This is a genomic window from Flavobacterium sp. N502536, assembly GCF_025947345.1.
GTDB lineage: Bacteria > Bacteroidota > Bacteroidia > Flavobacteriales > Flavobacteriaceae > Flavobacterium.
The window spans coordinates 1,995,730-2,015,792 of record NZ_CP110011.1 but is presented as its reverse complement, the minus strand read 5'-3'; the positions used below and the strand labels follow the sequence as shown (position 1 = coordinate 2,015,792).

General features: G+C 37.4%; 17 protein-coding genes and 1 tRNA gene. 8 read left to right on the top strand and 10 right to left on the bottom strand.

The genetic code is table 11. The annotated features are described in order from the left end of the window. Nucleotides 1-33 precede the first annotated feature (33 nt). On the bottom strand, nt 34-1,326 hold the full coding sequence (locus OLM61_RS08910; protein ID WP_264526008.1) for a CitMHS family transporter: 1,293 nt from the start codon (nt 1,324-1,326) through the stop codon (nt 34-36). Between the two features lie 18 nt (nt 1,327-1,344). After that, entirely contained in the window at nt 1,345-2,037 is a 693-nt protein-coding gene (locus OLM61_RS08905) for a DUF2490 domain-containing protein (RefSeq protein ID WP_264526007.1), read from the bottom strand. A 184-nt stretch (nt 2,038-2,221) separates the two neighbouring features. Between OLM61_RS08905 and OLM61_RS08900 the strand changes: the two genes are divergently transcribed. Next, entirely contained in the window at nt 2,222-3,322 is a 1,101-nt protein-coding gene (locus OLM61_RS08900) for a sensor histidine kinase (protein WP_264526006.1), read from the top strand. Then, nucleotides 3,319-4,005, top strand: coding sequence for a LytR/AlgR family response regulator transcription factor (locus OLM61_RS08895; protein WP_264526005.1), 687 nt, complete (start codon nt 3,319-3,321; stop codon nt 4,003-4,005). Before OLM61_RS08900 ends, OLM61_RS08895 begins: the two co-directional genes overlap by 4 nt. 101 nt (nt 4,006-4,106) lie before the next feature. On the opposite strand, the gene OLM61_RS08890 is transcribed toward OLM61_RS08895, so the two are convergent. Both OLM61_RS08890 and OLM61_RS08885 read right to left on the bottom strand, forming a co-directional pair. After that, nucleotides 4,107-4,193: transfer RNA gene (locus OLM61_RS08890), tRNA-Ser, on the bottom strand. 60 nt (nt 4,194-4,253) lie between these two features. Beyond that, nucleotides 4,254-5,123, bottom strand: coding sequence for a LysR substrate-binding domain-containing protein (locus OLM61_RS08885; RefSeq protein WP_264526004.1), 870 nt, complete (start codon nt 5,121-5,123; stop codon nt 4,254-4,256). A gap of 92 nt (nt 5,124-5,215) precedes the next feature. On the opposite strand from OLM61_RS08885, the gene OLM61_RS08880 reads away from it, so the two are divergent. Next, nucleotides 5,216-6,448, top strand: a complete 1,233-nt coding sequence (locus tag OLM61_RS08880; RefSeq protein WP_264526003.1) for an MFS transporter — start codon at nt 5,216-5,218, stop codon at nt 6,446-6,448. Nucleotides 6,449-6,609: 161 nt separating this feature from the next. Here the strand turns inward: OLM61_RS08880 and OLM61_RS08875 are convergent, their stop codons facing one another. The 6 genes from OLM61_RS08875 to OLM61_RS08850 form a co-directional block, all read right to left on the bottom strand. Beyond that, nucleotides 6,610-7,641, bottom strand: coding sequence for an asparaginase (locus tag OLM61_RS08875; protein ID WP_264526002.1), 1,032 nt, complete (start codon nt 7,639-7,641; stop codon nt 6,610-6,612). Beyond that, the gene (locus tag OLM61_RS08870; protein ID WP_264526001.1) at nt 7,631-8,767 is read right to left on the bottom strand and encodes a 1-acyl-sn-glycerol-3-phosphate acyltransferase; all 1,137 of its coding nucleotides are present in this window, start codon (nt 8,765-8,767) and stop codon (nt 7,631-7,633) included. The genes OLM61_RS08875 and OLM61_RS08870 overlap by 11 nt, the downstream gene beginning before the upstream one ends. Nucleotides 8,768-8,830: 63 nt before the next feature. Next, entirely contained in the window at nt 8,831-9,604 is a 774-nt protein-coding gene (locus tag OLM61_RS08865) for a TatD family hydrolase (protein ID WP_413614375.1), read from the bottom strand. A 345-nt stretch (nt 9,605-9,949) separates the two neighbouring features. After that, on the bottom strand, nt 9,950-11,605 hold the full coding sequence (locus tag OLM61_RS08860) for a S41 family peptidase (protein ID WP_264525999.1): 1,656 nt from the start codon (nt 11,603-11,605) through the stop codon (nt 9,950-9,952). A gap of 178 nt (nt 11,606-11,783) precedes the next feature. Then, nucleotides 11,784-12,509, bottom strand: a complete 726-nt coding sequence (locus tag OLM61_RS08855) for a tetratricopeptide repeat protein (protein ID WP_264525998.1) — start codon at nt 12,507-12,509, stop codon at nt 11,784-11,786. Between the two features lie 6 nt (nt 12,510-12,515). Further along, nucleotides 12,516-13,097, bottom strand: coding sequence for an RNA polymerase sigma factor (locus OLM61_RS08850; protein ID WP_264525997.1), 582 nt, complete (start codon nt 13,095-13,097; stop codon nt 12,516-12,518). A gap of 150 nt (nt 13,098-13,247) precedes the next feature. On the opposite strand from OLM61_RS08850, the gene OLM61_RS08845 reads away from it, so the two are divergent. The 5 genes from OLM61_RS08845 to OLM61_RS08825 all read left to right on the top strand — a co-directional run bounded on the left by OLM61_RS08845 (nt 13,248) and on the right by OLM61_RS08825 (nt 20,014). After that, nucleotides 13,248-13,547, top strand: coding sequence for a hypothetical protein (locus OLM61_RS08845; protein ID WP_264525996.1), 300 nt, complete (start codon nt 13,248-13,250; stop codon nt 13,545-13,547). Between the two features lie 188 nt (nt 13,548-13,735). Then, on the top strand, nt 13,736-14,716 hold the full coding sequence (locus OLM61_RS08840) for a hypothetical protein (protein ID WP_264525995.1): 981 nt from the start codon (nt 13,736-13,738) through the stop codon (nt 14,714-14,716). A gap of 180 nt (nt 14,717-14,896) precedes the next feature. Further along, nucleotides 14,897-16,849: a PKD domain-containing protein gene (locus tag OLM61_RS08835; protein ID WP_264525994.1), complete on the top strand. Its 1,953-nt coding sequence runs from the start codon at nt 14,897-14,899 to the stop codon at nt 16,847-16,849. Between the two features lie 112 nt (nt 16,850-16,961). Next, nucleotides 16,962-19,625, top strand: coding sequence for a CHAT domain-containing protein (locus tag OLM61_RS08830; RefSeq protein ID WP_264525993.1), 2,664 nt, complete (start codon nt 16,962-16,964; stop codon nt 19,623-19,625). Continuing rightward, nucleotides 19,577-20,014: a retropepsin-like aspartic protease gene (locus OLM61_RS08825; RefSeq protein WP_264525992.1), complete on the top strand. Its 438-nt coding sequence runs from the start codon at nt 19,577-19,579 to the stop codon at nt 20,012-20,014. The genes OLM61_RS08830 and OLM61_RS08825 overlap by 49 nt, the downstream gene beginning before the upstream one ends. Nucleotides 20,015-20,063: the final 49 nt, after the last annotated feature.

Here is a 20,063-nt window from a genome sequence, read left to right as displayed (position 1 = left end):
CCTTACTCATTAAATTGCTCCGTAAAGGTAATTTTAAAAAGTTATTAACCCGATAAGCATCGCCGCAATAAGCATAGCCAATGATGAACCCAAAGCCCATTTTATAGTAAATTTTACGTGGTCAGAAAACTCAACACCTGCCAAACCTACCAAAAGATAGGTAGAAGGTACAAGCGGACTTAACAAATGAACCCCCTGACCGATAAGGGACGCCACTCCTATTTCTAACTTTGTAGCGCCTAGATGTATACCGGTTTCTGTAATTAATGGCAGTATCCCAAAATAATAAGCATCGTTGCTTAAAAAAAAGGTTAACGGTGCACTGCTTACCGCTGTTATAACCGGAAAAGCACTGCCCCAAGTATCGGGCACCATTGCTATCATAGAAGCGGCCATAGCATCCATCATTCCGGTACCCGAAAGTATGCCTGTAAAAATACCAGCTGCAAATATCATCGATGCTACAGAAAGGGCGTTGCCCGCATGCAGTTTCAATACTTTTTGCTGTTCCTCTACTTTGGAGTAATTAATGATAAGCCCAATACAGAATGCTATCATAAAGGAAACGGCCAATGGCAGTACATCAAACATCATGGAAGCCAGCAGAAGGATAGTAAGCAGAAGGTTAAACCATATCAGTCCTGGCCTTCTGAGCTCGCGTTCTATAATAACTTCTTCCTCGTTTATAAGATACTTGTTCGTGTCACCTTCGCGAGCAATTCTTCTTTTTTCGCGAAGCCCGAGCCAGAATGCGGCAAATAGTACCCATAGTATACCGCCAATCATGACTGGGATCATTGGCATAAACAGTTCTGACGCATCCATTTTAAGAGTGGTCATCGCACGTGCTGTAGGCCCGCCCCAAGGCAGTATATTCATTACCCCGCCACCAAGCATTATAATGCACGCAAGAACAAGCGGATTCATGCCCAGTTTTTTATACAAGGGCAACATTGCAGCCACAACGATCATATAGGTAGTCGCACCATCACCATCAAGTGAAACCAATATGGTAAGCAAGGCAGTACCCACGGCTATTTTTAAAGGATCACCTTTTACAAACTTTAATATCAGGTTTACCAGCGGGTCAAATAATCCGGCATCAATCATTATGCTAAAGAAGAGTATCCCAAAAATAAGCATAATGCCGGTGGGAGCAATATTCTTTACACCCTCCATGATGATCGAACCAAGATCGGCAGTAAAACCTCCTAAAATGGCAAAAAGTATAGGGATAAGTATGAGCGCCGTTAACGGAAACAAGCGCTTTGTCATGATCAGGTACATAAATACAATGATCATTGAAAATCCTAAGATTGTAAGCATGACTCTATATTTTTAAGTTTAATTATTTTCTGTTTTAGCCGACCAGTCAAATGAGTTTCTAAAACCCGCCAATACATAGTTGCTTGTATCATCAGGACTTACCTGATTGACAAATGAAAGTTCTATTGCTGATTGTTTACCGAGATTAATACCCAATCCGGCTGTAATCCTGTTGCTGTCAAATTGTTCCTCCTTTACCACATTCATCCTAATTTCATTTTTTAGAATGCCATACAAAAGGTTATTTCCCTTTTCTTTACCCAATGGGATTTTTAACGATATGAGATAACGCAGTCTCAAAACAAAATCATCAGGATTGGTTAAAAAACGTTCCTCGACACGATAACGGTGTAGTAATGTAGTACGCCCCAGTTTGCTTTTGATTGTTAACTGCTGAAACGGTCTGTTTTCATAACGTACCTTTTTATCGGTAAGACTTGTGTAGGGTTGAAGTACCAAAAACATATAACCCACAGCTGGATAAAGGTCGTTGTCTAACTTTCTTTCCAAGTAGGTCGAAACTAAAAAAAGACGTGAATCTTTTACCAAATCGTATGCACGATATTGAGAAAGGGCTGTAAAGCTGTACTTTTCGCTCAGTTTTGCCGACATTGTATATTGCAGCCACATGTTAAGATTATCTTGTTGTGCTGATGCTTTCGTAGAAAAAAGCATTAAAAAAAACATGATTGATATATAAATTCTATACATTCTGATAAATTGTTAATTTATTTGTCTGAGGTAAAAGTATAGGATTGATTTTCTCAAAAAATTAATTTTCAACGAACGACTCATTTAATAAACAAACAACGCAAAGTGCATACTTTAAAATAATGATATTTGTATTTTAAATGATATAATTTTAAAGGGTGAATAATTTTTAACACAAAAAAGTATGGTTTTACTAATAAACATCATTATCCTCCTTGTAGCTTTTAGATTACTGTTTGAACAAAAGATTATAGGCAGCCTCATGAAAAAACAATGGACAAACCTTATCCGGTTTCAACATGTTTTATTTTTTGTGATATATACCTCCTTTCTGATAATTTCAATGTTTTATTTTACCGAAATGCCTTTTGCGTTGTATAGGATACTATTTATTATGACGATCAATACTGCCTTGTATATTGTTTGTTATGCCTATTTAGTTCCCGCCTATTATCAAACCAATAAGTATCCTGAATACCTGTTGTATGCCCTGATATTATTTATATCCACAACATTGCTACGACTGCTCGCTGAGCCTGAATTTTCAAAAGGGAGCGGTGTAGCACAAGACCAAACGCTTTTTTTGATAAGCGTATACAGTTCGCAAAGTATAGTGATTTTAGTAGCTTCCTTTTTGGGAATATCAAAACATAAGTTTTTAATAGAATACGACTATCTTGACCTTGAGGTAAAAAAAAATGAGACCGACCTCAACCTTATGAAGTCAAAGATAAATCCTCACTTTTTACTCAACACCCTTAATAATATTTATGCGGGCAGTTACAGCCAGCATGCTAATACGACCGAAGCAATACTACAGCTAAGTCAGTTGCTGCAATATGTTATATATGAAACCGATAAAAAAACGATTGCCATACACAAAGAGTTTGAAATAATGAAGGCACTTGCGGGTTTGTACCAGCTCAAGTACAACAATACACTCAATATCGTATTTGAGCTAAATGACAGTGAAGCCCAGGAACAGGTAGAGGTTCCTCCTTCTATATATTTTACCCTTTTTGAGAATGCACTTAAACATTCAGACATTGGAACCGCTATAGATGCCTATATTGTTGTGAAGTTTGATAAAATCGATGATAACTTGTTGTTCCGGATAGAAAACTCTGTACCGGAGCACGCTCAGGTTAGCAATAATAAAGGATATAACGGAATGGGACTGGTTGCATTGAAAAAAATACTTGCAATGGAATACACAGAAAATTATGAATTGTTTGATGAATTATCAAATAAAACGTACTTTTCTACTCTCAAAATAAAGTTATGAATCAATTGCAGGTTGTAGGCGTAGACGATGAATACCTTGCGCTGGAGCTGATAAAACAATATTGTGCCAAAACGGATGACATAAAGTTGCTGGCTACCTACAGCAACCCAAAGGAAGCCATGGATTTTTTGCAGCACAATGAAGCTGATCTGCTGATACTGGATATTAATATGCCCGGCATCAACGGAATAGAATTACTGCAAAATACACACAACAAGCCGCTCTGTATTTTTATAACCGCTGAAGAACAGCATGCCGCCAAAGCATTTGAGCTTGATGTTGTAGATTACCTTATAAAACCCATAAGTTTTGAGCGTTTTGAAAAGGCCATTACAAAAGCCAAAGAATACCACCGCTTTATAAAGTCTAAAAACATTGTTGAAGATTACATTATGTTTAAATCCGACAATATTGTAAACAAAGTAAAACTGGATGATATTTTTTGGATAGAAGGTTTTGGAGAATACCTCAAAATTGTATCCCGTTATAAAAAATACATGGTCCTGGAACGTATGGCAAAGTTTGAAGAAATGCACCGTCATCTGGGCTTTATTAGAATACATAAGTCATACCTGATTTTGAAAAACCACATCGTATCATTCAATTCACGTATGGTACAGCTCAGAGATGGCAAGGAGTTGCCCATAGGCCGTACTTACAAGGACAACCTTAAGGAAATCTAAGATATAAGGTACTGGTGTAAAAAAAGAAAACCGGCAAGTTTATAACTTACCGGTTTTTTTAGCTTTTAATAAATTTAAGCAAAATACATTGCTTGTTTTTGCAGAGAGGAAGGGATTCGAACCCTCGATACAGTTACCCATATACTAGCTTTCCAGGCTAGCTCCTTCAACCACTCGGACACCTCTCTAAATTGGTCTGCAAAGAACATAAAAAAATTTGACTTAGAAAAACAAAATCTGATATTACTTTACATACTTTTTCTAAATTCTTCCATAAATAGTTTTACAGCCTTTTTTTGATAACCTCCAATGGTCAGCATAAACGACTCTCTTTTTGTGGGCACGCCCGTAATCTGAATGGCTTTGAGATCATCCCAGCCTTTTAGGGCTTTTTCGGCAACTATTGTAGCCCAATCACTATCCTGAACCATTTGCAACAAGGCATGAATCGAGTTGAGTTCGATCGAGATTTTCGGTCTCATTTTGTTCTTAGCAAATAAATCTTCTACAAATTCCCTTGAATTCGAACCTTTCCCCGGCAAAACAAGCGGGATTTCCTCTATTTTCTTAAATGCAATTTTGTCTAAAGTGGCTAAAGAATGTGTTTTCGAAACTACCAACACCATTTGCGAAGTAAACAAAGGAACTTTCTCCACAGGAATATTTATTTCATGCGACGAAATCACCAGAACCAAGTCCAACTCGTTCGTCAGTAATTTTTGTTCTAAAGCTTCTGTGGTACCGTATTCGACCACAATTTTCAGGTTGGGGTATTGTTTGGCGAAAGTATTGATAACAGGCAGAATCAAAAGTCCGAAAATATAGGTTACCCCGATTCGCAGTTCACCACCAATCATTTCATTTAAATCTTCAATAGCCTGCTTTCCGTTCTCTACGTTTTCAATAACTTTTCTGGCGTGAATCAGAAAAACAGCACCGGCTTCCGTAAGCTGCACTTTTTTTCCGATCCTTTTAAACAAAGGCATTTCGAGTTCTTCTTCCAGTTTTTTTATCTGTTGCGATAAGCCGGATTGCGTTACAAAACACAAGTCGGCCGCTTTTGTAAAATGCAGTACTTCTGCTGTTTTGATAAAATATTCTAACTGATAAATTTCCATATTGATAAGTTTAATTACTTATTATAAGTAAAATTATTAATTTTTCTAATGAAATCATAATCCCGAACTTTGTAAAAAAAATATCAGGCATCATGTTTCAAGCGTTAAAATCAAAAAACTTCAAGTTATTCTTTTACGGACAATCTGTTTCTGTAATTGGAACCTGGCTTCAAAAAACAGCCGTAAGCTGGATGGTTTACAGTGTTACCGGTTCGGTTTTCCTGTTGGGATTAGCAACGTTTTTAAGCATGATACCTTCCCTATTCCTGGCTCCTTTAGCCGGAAGTATTATTGGGCGCTACGACAGGCATCGCGCTATGATTCTATTACAATCTTTGGCCATGCTTCAGGCGGGTGCTTTGGCGCTGTTGATTTACCTGAAAATATACAACATCAACTTTATACTAGCCTTAAGTCTGATCCAGGGAATCATCAATTCTTTTGACATGACCTGCAGACAAACAATGATGATTGATATTGTCGACAACAAAGAGGATTTACCAAATGCCGTCGCTCTAAACTCTACCCTGAATAATTTTGCCCGAATTGCCGGTCCGGCTTTGGCGGGAATTATTCTGCACAATTATGGTGAAGATATTTGTTTTATTGGCAATTTCTTAAGCTACATTCCGGTTTTGATCTCGCTGTTACTGATGAAAATTACACCGCATATTAAGGCCACGGATAAAATGAAAATGGTAGATGATTTTCTGGAAGGTCTGGATTATGTAAAAAAAGAAACCGAGATGGCCAAAATGCTTCTGATGTTAATGTGCAGCAGTTTATTTGTTATTTCTTTCAATACTTTAATGCCTGTTTTTGCCAAAGATATTTTTAACGGAAATGCGCAGACTTTCAGCTGGTTTGAAAGCGCCGCCGGAATTGGTTCAATACTATCTGCTATTTATCTGGCTAACCTTAAAAAAGCCGACAATATGGGCAAAATAATGATTGCAGCAAGCTTATTACTGGGCTTTAGCATTATCATATTGGCCTATTCCAATAGTTTAACTGTAGCACTTATTTGTATGGCATTGAGCGGTATAGGAATGATGGCACAAACCTCATCAATCAACATTTATATCCAGACGCAAAGTACGGTAAATATGCGTTCGAGAAGTATTAGTTATTATCTGATGGCATATCAGGGAATGATTCCTGTGGGAAGTTTGATTATTGGTTATGTCTCACACATTATCGGAACCCGAGAAACAGTGGCCATTCAGGGTGTAGTGTGTATTATTTCGGTACTTGTTTATGTATATTATAAAAACCGTAGTACTCAGGAGGAGTTTGGAACCTGTGAGGTTCGTTACAAAGACTAAAATTTAAATTCCAAATTCCAATCTTTTTAAATCCCAAATTCCAATCTTGTAAAGCTGCAAATCCCAAACTTTTAAAATTCCAAAATAGAAATTCCAAATTCCAAAACGAAGAAAACAATCAACGTAAAGTTTGGAATTTGGAATTTAAAAAATTTGGAATTTTATAAAGAAATCTCCCCACGTAAAGCCGTTTCGAAAATCGTTTTAAACTCGGCCTGAGGAATATTTTGTCCTAACAAGTACATTAATTTTGTAATGGCTGCTTCTGTAGTGATGTCTTTTCCTGAGATCACTCCAAGAGATTTCAAAGCAGTACTGGTTTCATATTGTCCCATATTGACACTTCCTCCCGAACATTGTGTAACGTTAACAATGTGTAATCCGGACTGAATTGCTTTTTCGATTAGATTTAAAAACCAGTCTTCTGTTGGGGCGTTTCCGGAACCATAAGTTTCCAGAACGATTCCTCTTAAATCTTTAATTGCCAGAATGGAAGCCAAAACCACTTCGCTCATTCCCGGGAACATTTTTATGATTGCAACGTGACTGTCTAAATTTTTATGAACGAGTAGTTTTCCGTCTGTATTTGCAGGAAGAAACAGGTGTCTGTTTAACGTTAAATGAACTCCTGATTCTACCAATTCAGGATAATTTGGTGCTGTAAATGCCTTAAAATGTTCTGCATTTACTTTTGAAGTTCGGTTACCGCGATACAGTTTATATTCAAAATACAAACAAACCTCGTTGATTACCGGCTTTCCGTTTTCCTGAAGTGACGCAATCTGTATGGCTGTAATGAGGTTTTCTTTGGCATCGGTACGCAAGTCTCCTATTGGAAGCTGAGAACCCGTAAACACTACCGGTTTTGCTAAATTCTCGAGCATAAAACTCAATGCCGAAGCAGAATACGACATGGTATCTGAACCATGAAGTACTACAAACCCGTCGTAAGCAGCATAATTTTCTTCAATAATAGTAGCGATCTTTGTCCACTCTTCCGGATTCATATTCGAAGAATCAATAGGAGTTTCAAACGAAACCGTTTCGATCTCACAATCTAATTGTTTGATTTCGGGTATCTTTTGCAATAATTTACCAAAATTGAACGCTTTAAGTGCGCCCGTCTCAAAATCTTTGCTCATACCGATCGTTCCTCCGGTATAAATCAGCAGTATTTTAGCTTTAGATGACATCCTGATATTTTAATTTATTGACAACAGGATTGGCATACATAGCCAAAAATCCTTGTCTTGTCACTGGGTTATCACTTCCGATACGCATTTCTAAACGACGCTCAAACAATGATTTTTCACTTTCTTTGTACAAATGAGCAAATTTATTGGTCTCGTTTAAAATATCGTAAGCAATAAAATTCGTTGGCCATAATTGATAATTTTTCAAAACCGAATCGTCGATAACCTGCGCCAAAGCCTGCACTTGTTTGTTGGCATTGTCGTTTTCTGCTACAATCTTATCGATCTCTGTATCTAAAACGTCTCCAACAGAAATATGTATTCTTTTTTTAGTTCCCATGATACCACTTAAAATGGTCATGAAATCCTCGTTTTTTTCTTTAATATAAACCTCATTATTGGCTTCTGCCATTAACTGTGGCATTTTCAGAACATCTGTCGGGTCGTATTCGTATGAAATGGAAACCGGAACGATTTTTAATTTCTTAAAATAATCCATCAGATTCGGTTCATCAGACCCCATTCCGATCATTTTCAAGACTCCCGGATTAGTTTCATCATTTCCGTCTTTGGTACGCCCTTCTCTTTGTGCAATCCAAACCGAACGGTTTTCACGAAGCAATAATTGTCCGATATACTCCGATAATAATTTAGAGCTCTGCAACATTTCTCTTGGCGTTAAACCTCTTAAAACCAAAAAGTTTCGGTTTAGTTTTGCCAAAGTACTCAGGAATGCTTTTTTTACCAGATTGTCTCCAATTGCAGATGCCGTCATGACTAAACCATGCTCGAAAAGACAAACATTTAATAAGGTGGTATCCAATAAAATATCTCTGTGATTCGAGATAAATAAGTAAGAGGTGTTTTTTTCTAATTTCTCAAATCCCGAAGTGGTAAGCCCTTCTGAACTTTTCTCTAAAACCTTTTGTATGGTATTGTAAATAAAGTTGCATTGAAAATCACGAATCGAATGTGTTTTTTTAAGCTGCTCTTTCCAAACCTCATCTGCTACTTCCGGAAAAGTAAAGTTCATCATGGTTTTCATCATCGGATGATTGACAACATCATGAAGTGCTTCATTTATTTCAGAATCATAAAACGGTCGAATGGCATCAAATCTCTGCATTATTTATATTGGTTTTAAGTGGGCAAAAGAACAAAAAAAAATCAAACTATTGTAAGGTATGGGTTAAATCCCAAAAACGTCTTTCGAATTTTGAGTGGTTCGCTCTGCAATTTCTTCTTCCGAAACATCGTATATATCGGCTAATTTGGCAATAACATTTACTAAGTAACTGCTTTCATTTCGCTTTCCACGGTATGGAATTGGCGCTAAATAAGGAGAGTCAGTCTCTAAAACAATGTGCTTCAAATCGATTTGATTTAAAAACTGATCGATTTTTCCGTTTTTAAAGGTTACGACTCCACCGATTCCCAATTTCATGTTATAAGAGAGCGCCTGAAGTGCCTGTTCGTATGTCCCTGAAAAGCAATGAAAAATCCCAAATAAATCCGCTGATTTTTCTTCTTCGAGCACTTCAAATATTTCATCAAAAGCTTCACGACAATGAATCACAATAGGCAATTTATATTGTTTCGCCAGTTGAATTTGTCTTTTAAAAGCAATTTGCTGCTCTTTAAGATGTGTTTTATCCCAATACAAATCGATTCCGATTTCACCAACGGCGTAAAACTTTCGTCTGGCTAACTCCTTTTCCACATGTTGTAACTCTTCTTCGTAATTGTCTTTCACGTAGGTAGGGTGCAACCCCATCATCAGGTATACATAATCGGGATACTTTTGCTCCAGATCGTACATAGACGGTGTTGCAGCGGCATCAATAGCAGGAATAAAAAAACGGGTTACTCCGGCATTTATCGCTCTTTGCATCATCTCGTCGCGATCCTGATCAAATTCTTCAGAATATAAATGTGTATGTGTATCGGTAATTATGGTCTTCAAATTCAATTGTTGTAATTTTTAATGGCCCAAAATTACGATAATATTAAAAACTTTCCCAATTTGAATGAAATGAGGAAAAATTGGACGTGGATTTTTGCAAATTCACTTTGTGAAAACGCGGATAAAAACGGATTTTTTTATATCCGTACTGTTTATCTGACTGAACAAAATAATAAACCCGACAGGTTTTAAAAACCAGGAGACGCCGATTTTTACGGATTCACTTCGTGAAAACGCGGATAAAAACAGATTTTTTATAGCTGTACTGTTTATCTGACTGAACAAAATAGTAAACCCGACAGGTTTTAAAAACCTGTCGGGTTTGAATCGGTATACGATACTAAATTATTTCCCTGTTTTAACAAACTGTAAAGCGCGATCGAAAACTTCGTCTTTACCTTGTTGAGCACCCAAAATAGTTGGGATTACCTTAATATCCGGGACAATCCCAATACGCTGCGTTTCTTTTTTATTTGGATAAAAAACACCCATTGAAGTAAAAGAAGACTCAAATCCGTTGATAATACTAAACTCATAATTTGGCCCATCGGAGCCCGATGTCTGAGTACCTACAATGGTAACATTTGGTGCTGTCTGAAGGCTCATTACGGTTTGTTCACCAAAACTATGAGTTCCTGAACCTACCAAAACTACTACTTTACCTTTATAATAATCGGGATTGCTTTTACCACATTCTTCCATATCATTCCTAAAATAATAACGGCCAGGGTAGCTTAAGTCTTGTTGAAGTAATCTTAACATTGGTTTTCGCTCCAGATTTAGATATTCACTGACTAAAAAATCGGTATTGAGTGGTCTGCTTCTGACATCAAAAATAATCGCTTGTGTTCCTTTTAATTCCTCCATCATCTTTGCAACTTCCTCTTTTGGCACTTTGCTCATCCTTACAAAACCAATATTGTCTGCCAGAATTTCCCATTTTGCAGTTTTTTTGGGTGGCGATCTTTTAATTTTTCCGTTTGGATAACGATGTATTTTCTTTGTTGATGTCACATTATCTCTAATGAATTCGATTTCTAAATCATCTGTATCTCCTGTAAACATTATAAAACCTCCTACATAAGTCGCTACAGCTTTATTAGATCCCTGCATATATTTTGAAAGCGCTGCTAATTGTTGTGCAATTGTGCTCCCATCCACTTTTGTTATAATATCGCCAATTTTTAAGTCGTCTATTTTGGCTAACGAATCATTTGCCAGCGCAACAATTACAGCTTTATCATTTATAAATTTAGCTGTAAAAGGAATATATTTCTCTCCGCCCAAATATTTAATCATATCCGGACTACTGGTCCCGGCATGGGTATCGTTAAGTTTTATCGATATTTCACGCATGGCCAATAAAAATTCCTTTTCGGAAGCAGGAGTCTCGATATGAGGCAGAATCTCCGTAAGCGCTTCGTCCCAATTCTGATCCATTACATATTTATACGGGAAAAAATACTCTATATAATTCCAAAAACGAAATAGTGCCAAAAGACGTAAATTTTTATCTGTCCATTTAAAATCAGTATACTCTGGTTCGTTAACAAACTGCAAACGCACATTTTCGCCCTCTTGATTTACATAATGATTCACGCCCTGAAATCTATTCTCTGTAATAAATTTCAATTTTTGAGAAAGGCTTTTAGTGAACAGTTTCCCTTTTTGCGCCCATTCTAAATTTAAATTTTTAGTAAAATAGTCAGTTTTTGGATCCAAAGCCGCTGGTGTATTAGCGGGTACTTCTCCCAAACTTTCAATCCATTTTTCTATTACAGCAGAAAACTCTTCTTTGGTTTGTGCTTTTTCAACTTTGGGCAAAACCTCAAAAAGTTTTTCATCCCAGTTTGTTTTCCCACTGGCAACTGCAGGGTGGTAATATTTTAAGAATCCCCAGACTTTGCAGGTCGCAGCAAGTTTTTCGGTTTGGGTAATTTTGGCATAGCCAAAGATCGTTTGAGTGCATACAATAAGAAGAACTAAAGTAATTTTGTTCATGTAAATAACTGGTTAGGTTGAAATTGTTTTTTGGTAAATTCTCGTAAAAAAAAATCAGCCGAATGTAAAACTAAAATTCCGGATTCGTTTACGGCTTTACGTAAAAACCTGTTTTTCTAAATAATAAACCCGACAGGTTTTGAAAACCTGTCGGGTTTGATTCTATTTTAACAAACAACTAATCCAAATCGTCCAGCAGTTCCTGAACATCATCGTAGTTTTCATAATCCTGCGAAATGGTCTGCAGCATTTCTTTGCAACCCTTGTAATCTTTCTGTTTTAGTTTAGACAGTGCCAGATACCATTTGGCTTTCTCTTTATAAACAGAAGTACCTGATTTTAGTTCATTAAAAATGGCTTCTGCGGGTTTATAATGGTCTTCTTCCAATAAAGAAATTCCGTAAAAATATTGCATTTCAGCCGTTTTATTTTCGCTTAACAATTCCTCAAAAAACGGAATTGCCAATACATATTTTCCTTCATTAAAAGCCTTTTCAGCCTGTTTTAAGGTTTCGTCTGTATCACCACGTTCGACAAAAGAAGCTGTTTCCGGATGATTAAAATCTTCAAATTCAGGAGTCCCATTATAATCAAAAAAGAACAGTCCGAATAAAATAATAATCGATGCCGCTGCCGCAAAATACCAAGGTCGCATTCGAACCACTTTAGGCTTGTTGGCATTGAAATGTTTCTCTGAAATCTGGGTAAGGTTTGCTGTAAAAGCTTCTCTTTCTTCTTCATGACCCAATTTGTTCCTAAGCTGTGACTGTACTTCTTTAAAAGTTTCAAACTCCGAAGCCAGTTCATGATCCTCAGACAATTGTTTCTCAAAACGATCCTGCTCCTCAACAGTCATTTCCTCCTGAAGGTATTGATCGAATAATATATAGCGTTCTTCGTTCATGATTCCTTAATTTTTTAGCGAATTAAAATTTTTAGCTTCCTGAATCCACTGTGTCAACTGGCCCACACACAACGATTTTTTCTTACGGACATACCCATAAGTTACATTGAGTTTAGCCGCAACTTCTTCCATCGTTTTAGTGGTGAAACTAAGCTTTAACAACTCCTGGCATTTGTCTCCCAATTTCTGAAACATCGCATCAAAAAGCTGCTGTTTTTCATCAAATTCTTCTGTTTGACCAATTAATTCCAGTGCAGATTCATTCATAGATACTGCATCTTCGTTAATTGTTACCCCTTTGTTCGCTGTTTTTTTAAGTTCGTTAAGCCACTTCCTTTTGCACAATAAAAAAAAGTAAGCATCAAAGGGACAAGTGAGTTGCAGGGTTTTCGCCTTGGCCTGATTAAAAAGCAAAATCATAACTTCCTGAACCACATCCTGAGCATGTTCCTTGTCTCCGGAATTGTTCATGACGAACATCACCACTTTAGGAACGAATTTTTTGTAAATGATCTGAATGATTACTGAGTTATTTGCAGCAATGCCATCAATATACATTTGATCGGGATGAATTTTAGCCTTAACCATAAAAAACCTTTTTGTAGCTAATTTAAAAAACAATTGGAAATAAATTTCATACAAAGGGGTAACAATTAACATATCAAGTTGATATAACACCAAAGGACTCCTGAAAATTGTCGGGACAAAGTCCTGAGAACCATCAAAAAATCAAGAAAAATGGAAACCTGTCAACTTGTAAGCGAAAAGAATTTAGATCAATTTTACCAAATGATTTCTGCCAAAACACGAAATGGTTTTGTGATTGTGGAGCATAACGAGAAGCTTCCGTATGTTGTTTTATCCAAAAAACAAAAAGCAATCAATCATCCTTTACATCTCTTTCTTACCTGTATCACCTTTGGACTTTGGTTTATCGTATGGCTCTATTGCATGGTGAGGCTTTCACGAAAAACAAACATTCTCGTTGCCGTAGATGAGGACGGTAATCTCTTTGAAGACAAGTGCCTCTCTGCATAAATTTTGAAATACAAAAAATAGGGTAACAATTGTTTAAAAGAATTGATATAACCACATCTCAACAAATTCAAAAATAAATTTCAACAGCAAGGGTAACAATATCAAACCCAAATTGATATAACTATAATTAACAACCGAAATCTGAAAACCACCTGATCATCAGGACAGATTTATAAAAATTAGAAATCATGAACACAAACTTTAGAAAAATCGGACTTTTATTTTTACTGGCAATCAGTTTTGTAAGTTGCGACAATGGCGACAGCGACGATAATCTTGTTTTGCCGCCTTCAGCTTCCGCTTTTAAAAGCATCAGTAGCAAAGGGGTAAAATCGGCTACACAAAAATTTACCATTACTGCCGGAACCGGTGTGGTAACGGTGACTTCGGCCAAAGGAGTAAAATTAACCCTCAACGGCGACTGTCTGACTAAAAACGGAGTCGCGGTAACAGGAGCAGTGGATATTGAATACATTGAACTTTTTGACAAAGGAAAGATGCTGGTTACCAACAAACCTACGATGGGAGTTATGCCTGACGGAAAGAAAAACCTCTTGATTTCGGGTGGTGAGTTTTTCATCAAAGCGACTCAGGGCGGAGTCGAACTTAAAATTTCCTGCCCTATGAATATGATCGTTCCCGCTGCCCTAACAGATGGTGTAGACAATGCCATGACTTTATGGACCGGAGTAATCGATCAAAATGACGAACTGACCTGGGAAGTGCCTAAACCAAATGCAGACGGAACCGGCGGTAAAGGCGGCGTTCAGGGAGAAGGAACCAATTACTTTGTGACTTTTGGAAACTTTGGATGGACCAACGTAGACCGTTTTTACAGCGACCCAAGACCAAAAACTACACTGTTGGTTGATGCTCCAGATGGTTACAACAACACCAACAGTGCCGTTTACCTGTCCTACGATGGCGAAGGGAATGCACTTGCGAAATTAGACACTTACACCGCAGCAGGATTGTTCAGCGAGCACTACGGACAAATTCCGATTGGCTTAAAATGCCATGTGATTTTTGCAACCGAAGACAATGGTCAATGGCGATACGCAATCAAGGCCGTAACCGTTGCAGCAAATGATGTGTACACCTTTACACTTGCCGAAACAGTTGTAGGTACCGAAGCCCAACTGGTAGCCGCAATCAATGCTATTCAGTAACTTACAAAATTCTTTTTAAGAAAAAGTGGTGATTTGCTCATCACTTTTTTTTACATTTAATCCAGTTTTCAAATTAATTCTGATGCTTTTCAGAAGCTAATCCTGCTGTCCGCTGTATCTTTTGTACCGAACCCCGATACAAAAGGATGCCGCTACCATCAGGACTAAAACCCTCTAGTTATGAAACCACTATCGTCTATTTTATTGATGCTGCTTTCTGTTTTCGCAATGGGACAAACGAAGGTAAAAGACACCATAACGCGAAGAGCCAATATTGTTTTCATTCAGAACGGAAATGCGGTTACGTATAAACCCGAAACTCCGCCTTTAATTCCGATTGCGGGAGCTCCAAAACCCAGCTATTCTTATTTATGGGAGCTCGGCGACGGACATTACAGCAAAGAAGCGGAACCCAAACATGTCTACAAAAAAAAGGACACCTATACCACCAGACTTGCTGTGACCAACAATTACGACAACGGAAAACCTCCGGCAACACGCCCCAAAAAAGTAGCCGTAAATGATCTTACCGATACCAACTATAAAGACATTGCCTCTATAGCCGATCAAAACGGATTTGCGATCTTAAAAAATTGCGATCCTATTCCCGAACAGGAAATGGTAGTTGTAGTAAGTTATCAAAATCTTGAGAATTATGTTTCAAGCGGAAAACTGTATTTGTTTTACAATGAGAAACAATTTAAGGACAATAACTTCGAGCTGGTTGATTTTCGCACCTATGCCAACGAGCGTGAGGTAAAAGAAAAAACAGTAGCAAGTATTGACGATCTGGACGATTCTAAAAATTATGTTGCGTCTGCCGAAAACACCTTTAAAACCAAAAAATACAGAAATACAACCACCGAAGAAGACCTCGATGCATCGTTGCTGGATGCCAATAAAATCTATCATAATGTTTCGGTCATCGAGTTTGATGAGGCCAACCCCAATGAAACCCGAAATGTTTTTTACACCTTTAAAACAACTCCCGAAATGATCAAAGACACCAGCGCAACGGTTACGATGCGTGGTATTTTTGTTCCGAACCGAAGTTATAAAAATCATAAAATAAAGAATCTCGAAATGGAGATCGTAACCTCCCACGACCCTAATAAAATGGGATCTAACGGAAGTTTGATGAATTACCGACTGGTTCGTTTTAAAAGAGTAAACTTTAAAACACGCTTTCAAAACAACGGTGAAGGTCCTGCCCGAATGATCCGACTTGAAACGGACATCCCGGATATGTTTGACAAAAAAACCTTCCAGATTGAAGACATGTATCCAAAATGCCCCATTTGTCCAAAAAACGAAGTTCCAACAACAAGCTGCCTGGATACGATTATCAAAAAAAATCAAATCTTTTTTACTTTCAAAAACATTTACTTACCCGGAAGCGAACAGAAAAATGTACGCGAGAAAGACAGTACAAAAGGCTTTGTAAAATATTCGATGAAATTTGGCGAAGACTTTCACAAAGTAAAAACCCGAAGCCGAACGGCTATTATTTTCGATAAAAATGAACCTATAATTACCAACTACGCTACCACCCGATTCCTGCCCGGAATTTCAATTGGAGCAAAAGCAGGTTATAATGTGTATCCTGATCTTCAAAAATCGACAAGCTATTTTGTGGGTGCCACTATTTCGCCTTTTAAGTCCTATCGCTTTTACTGGCAGGCAGAATGGCTTAATGCCCTGAACAAATACGAAAGCGGACTAACAATAATCGATCAGACTGTAGTAGGTGCAAATGGTGTAAAGCAATTGCAACGCACGACCACGACAACCGAAAACAAAAATGTAAACTGGGAAATTCCGGTATTAATTCGGTATAACCTTAACAATTATATCGGAATTGGCGCCGGAATCCAGGCCAATTTTGATGTTTCGTCAGAACAAAACCAAACCCAAAAAATTGAAACTTTTGAAGGTGGTACAGATCAGTTTCTGATTAATACCCGAACGCAATCCAATTCGGTAAAGAACAGTTTTGTGAATTTAAAAACCGGAGTTTTGTTTGACCTAACCGCTGGTTTTGCCAGAATTGGACCCAGTTTCGGGGCACGTTATGTGATTAATTTTGAACAGAATTTTAATTATTTTCAGTTTTATGGAATCTGGAAGTTTTAAATGTTTTTTATTCGCCATTGAATGTCACCCTGAGCGAAGTCGAAGGCTTCCCGACAATAAAGGTCTTCGACTTCGCTCAGACAGACGATCGTAATACTGCATCTTCTATTATATGAACTTACATCGCTTATATGTTTTAATCTTCCTTTTTTTAAATCTGAATGTTTTAGGACAGAGTCAGGAAGATAAAATATATACAGCAATTGACTCTTTTATTGGACATCCTTCGGCCCAGGCGTTACAAAATTTAAAGAATACCGAGGTCGCTTTCTGGAAAAATCCGAAGTCAAAAACCAAAGACGAATTACTTGCCATTGTAGTTTTAAACTGCAATAAAGCCTACTATGAAAATCAATTTGGAAAAACAGAAAACGCTATTGCGAGTTACGAAAAAGCCTGGCAGATTTACCAGAAAAACAAACTTGGCAATTATGATATTATTGAATACTGCCTGAAACCTTTAGGAAATTTATACACCGTTTTGGGCGATTACGACAGTGCCGAAAATACGATAAAACAGTATTTTTTTATTGTCAATACAACTCCCGCCTATCCCGATGCCCAAAAGCAAAAATTTGCTGCAATCCTCAATTTATCCAATGTATATCAGAGTTCGGGAAAGTTTCATCTGGCCATTGATTTATTAGAACAAATACTAAAAACCGAAAAACTCACAAATGTTCAGAGAGGAATCGTGCTCAATAATCTGGGAAACAATTACCTGTTGAGTTCAACGGAAGGTTTGATGCGTCCTGAGGTATATCAAAAAATCGAAAACAGTTTTGAGTCCTCTGTAAATTATCTGAAAAACGAAAAAAACCAATCCGAAACTTTGTCGAATTCGTATCGGAATCTGGCCATGCTTAAGCGGCAGAAGAACGAATTTGAAGCGGCAGATTCTTATTTAGTCAAAGCGGAGAAGCTTTTACGGGAAGCGCCTCATGTACACGTCCGAAAAATAGCGAAACTGTATTATGAAAAGGCTTTGTTGCTTTTTGATCAGGGAAAACATGCCAAAACTACCGGTCAGATCGAAAGCATTTTTAAACTATTGATCCCCGATTATCAGGCCAAAGAGGTTTTGCCGAATCAAAATCAACTGTATGCCGAAACGGTTTTAATTGATGCCCTCGATTTACAGGCACAGGTTTTTTTAAGTCAGAATCAGCCTAAAAAAGCATTGCAATCGTACCAGCTTTCTCTTTATATCGAAGAGCTGCTGATGAACATTACGCTTTATGAAAACTCTAAAATAATTGCTCAGATACGCTCCCGCCATCGTACCGAAAAATGTCTTTCGATTTATGATCGCTTGTTTCAAAAGGAAAATAAAACGGAGTATCTGGAGGACGCATTTCAATTGGCTGAACGAACAAAATCAGGGGTTTTAAAGAGTTATCAATCGAACATCAAAAAGGCAACGACAGCGGAGAAATTGCTTTTACAGCAACTTCAAAGTTTAAACAATTTGATTGTAAAAGAACAGCAAAAAGGCGATTCGGCTCATATTCCAAGTCTAAATAAGGCTATTCAAAAACAAAATGAGCTTATGCTTTCCCTAAAGCAAATGCAATCTAAAAACCCGAATTTACTTCCTGACAATTGCGATTTAAAAGCGCTGTTCTCCAAATTAGAGAAAGACAAAGCGGTGCTGGTGTACTATTTTATGGGGGCCGAAAACCTGTACTATTTCACCCTGCAAAATAACCGGATCAGTCTCCATCACCTTTATACTGCTCATAAAGCAATGCCATATATTCTAAAATTCATCAATTATTTCAATACGGCAGCGGCCATTACAAATGATATTTCGGGATACAATTACTATGGCAAAAAAGTATACGATTTGTTACGATTGCCTCAAAATACCGTTTACCAAAACCTCATCCTTGTTCCTGACGGTATTTTGAACTTCCTGCCTTTTGAAGCGCTGTTGACAAGTACATCCAAAACGACAAATTTTGCCAAAATGCCTTATTTGTTAAATGATTTCAGGATTGCGTACAATACTTCAGCAAACCAATATCTCAATGCCCAACCGGTTTTACATTCCCGAAATACAATTTTGGGCGTTTTTCCTGTTTTCGAAAATACTCCTTTTGAACTGCGCTATTCGAAGAAAGAACTCGAAGCCATCAGAAGCAATTTCAAAGGAAACTATTTAGAGAACTCCCAAGCTACTTTCTCCAATTTTAAGAGTAACGCCAATCGTTATTCCATTTTACATTTAAGTACTCACGCCTCTTCTGGTGATGTCGAAACGCCCGCGAGCATCCGGTTCTACGATCAGGAAATTTTATATTCGGAATTGTACAATCTGAATATTAAGCCTGATTTAGTCGTTTTAAGCGCCTGCGAAACGGGAATCGGCAAGTTGTACAAAGGCGAAGGTGCGATGAGCGTGGCAAGAGGTTTTCAGTTTGCGGGAGCTCAGAATTTATTGTTTTCGTTATGGAAAGTGAATGATTACACCACCTCAGTTTTTATGGCTGATTTTTATAAAAACATCAAAAACGGTCTGCCTTATTTTGAAGCAAATGCAAACGCCAAACTTGCTTTTTTACAGGACAAATCCATTTCGAATGCCAAAAAATCTCCTTATTACTGGAGTTCTTTTGTGTATTACGGTGCTCTTTCGGCAGAAGAAAAATCCCCAAATTATATCTTTTATATCATTAGTTTATTGGCCGCAATTGGTTTATTTTTGATTTTCAATCAGTACCGAAAATGGAAAATCTTCACGAGGTTCTCAAAAAAGAGAAATACAAAAAAATAAAATTTAAAGTCACCAAAACACAGCATTTATCAATTAAGGCAAAAATCAATGGTGTTTCGGGAAATTTCATTTTAGATACCGGGGCCTCTAATTCCTGTGTAGGATTTGAGAGTATTGAACGTTTTGAGCTGACTGCAAAAAAGTCTAAAACCAAAGCTTCGGGAGCGGGAGGAACGGGAATGCTAACACAAATTTCAAAGCACAATCAGCTACAGCTCGGCCGCTGGAAAAATGCTAATTTTAGCCTGGTTATTTTTGATCTTTCCCACGTAAATGAAGCTTTAGAATCGTACAAAACAAAACCGGTTCAGGGTATTATTGGGGCCGACGTTTTGCTTGAAGGTAAAGCGATTATCGATTACTACAATCATTATTTGTACCTGAAATAATAAATTCCAAATTTTAAAAAGCCGGATTCCAGTATCGAAATTTTTAGTA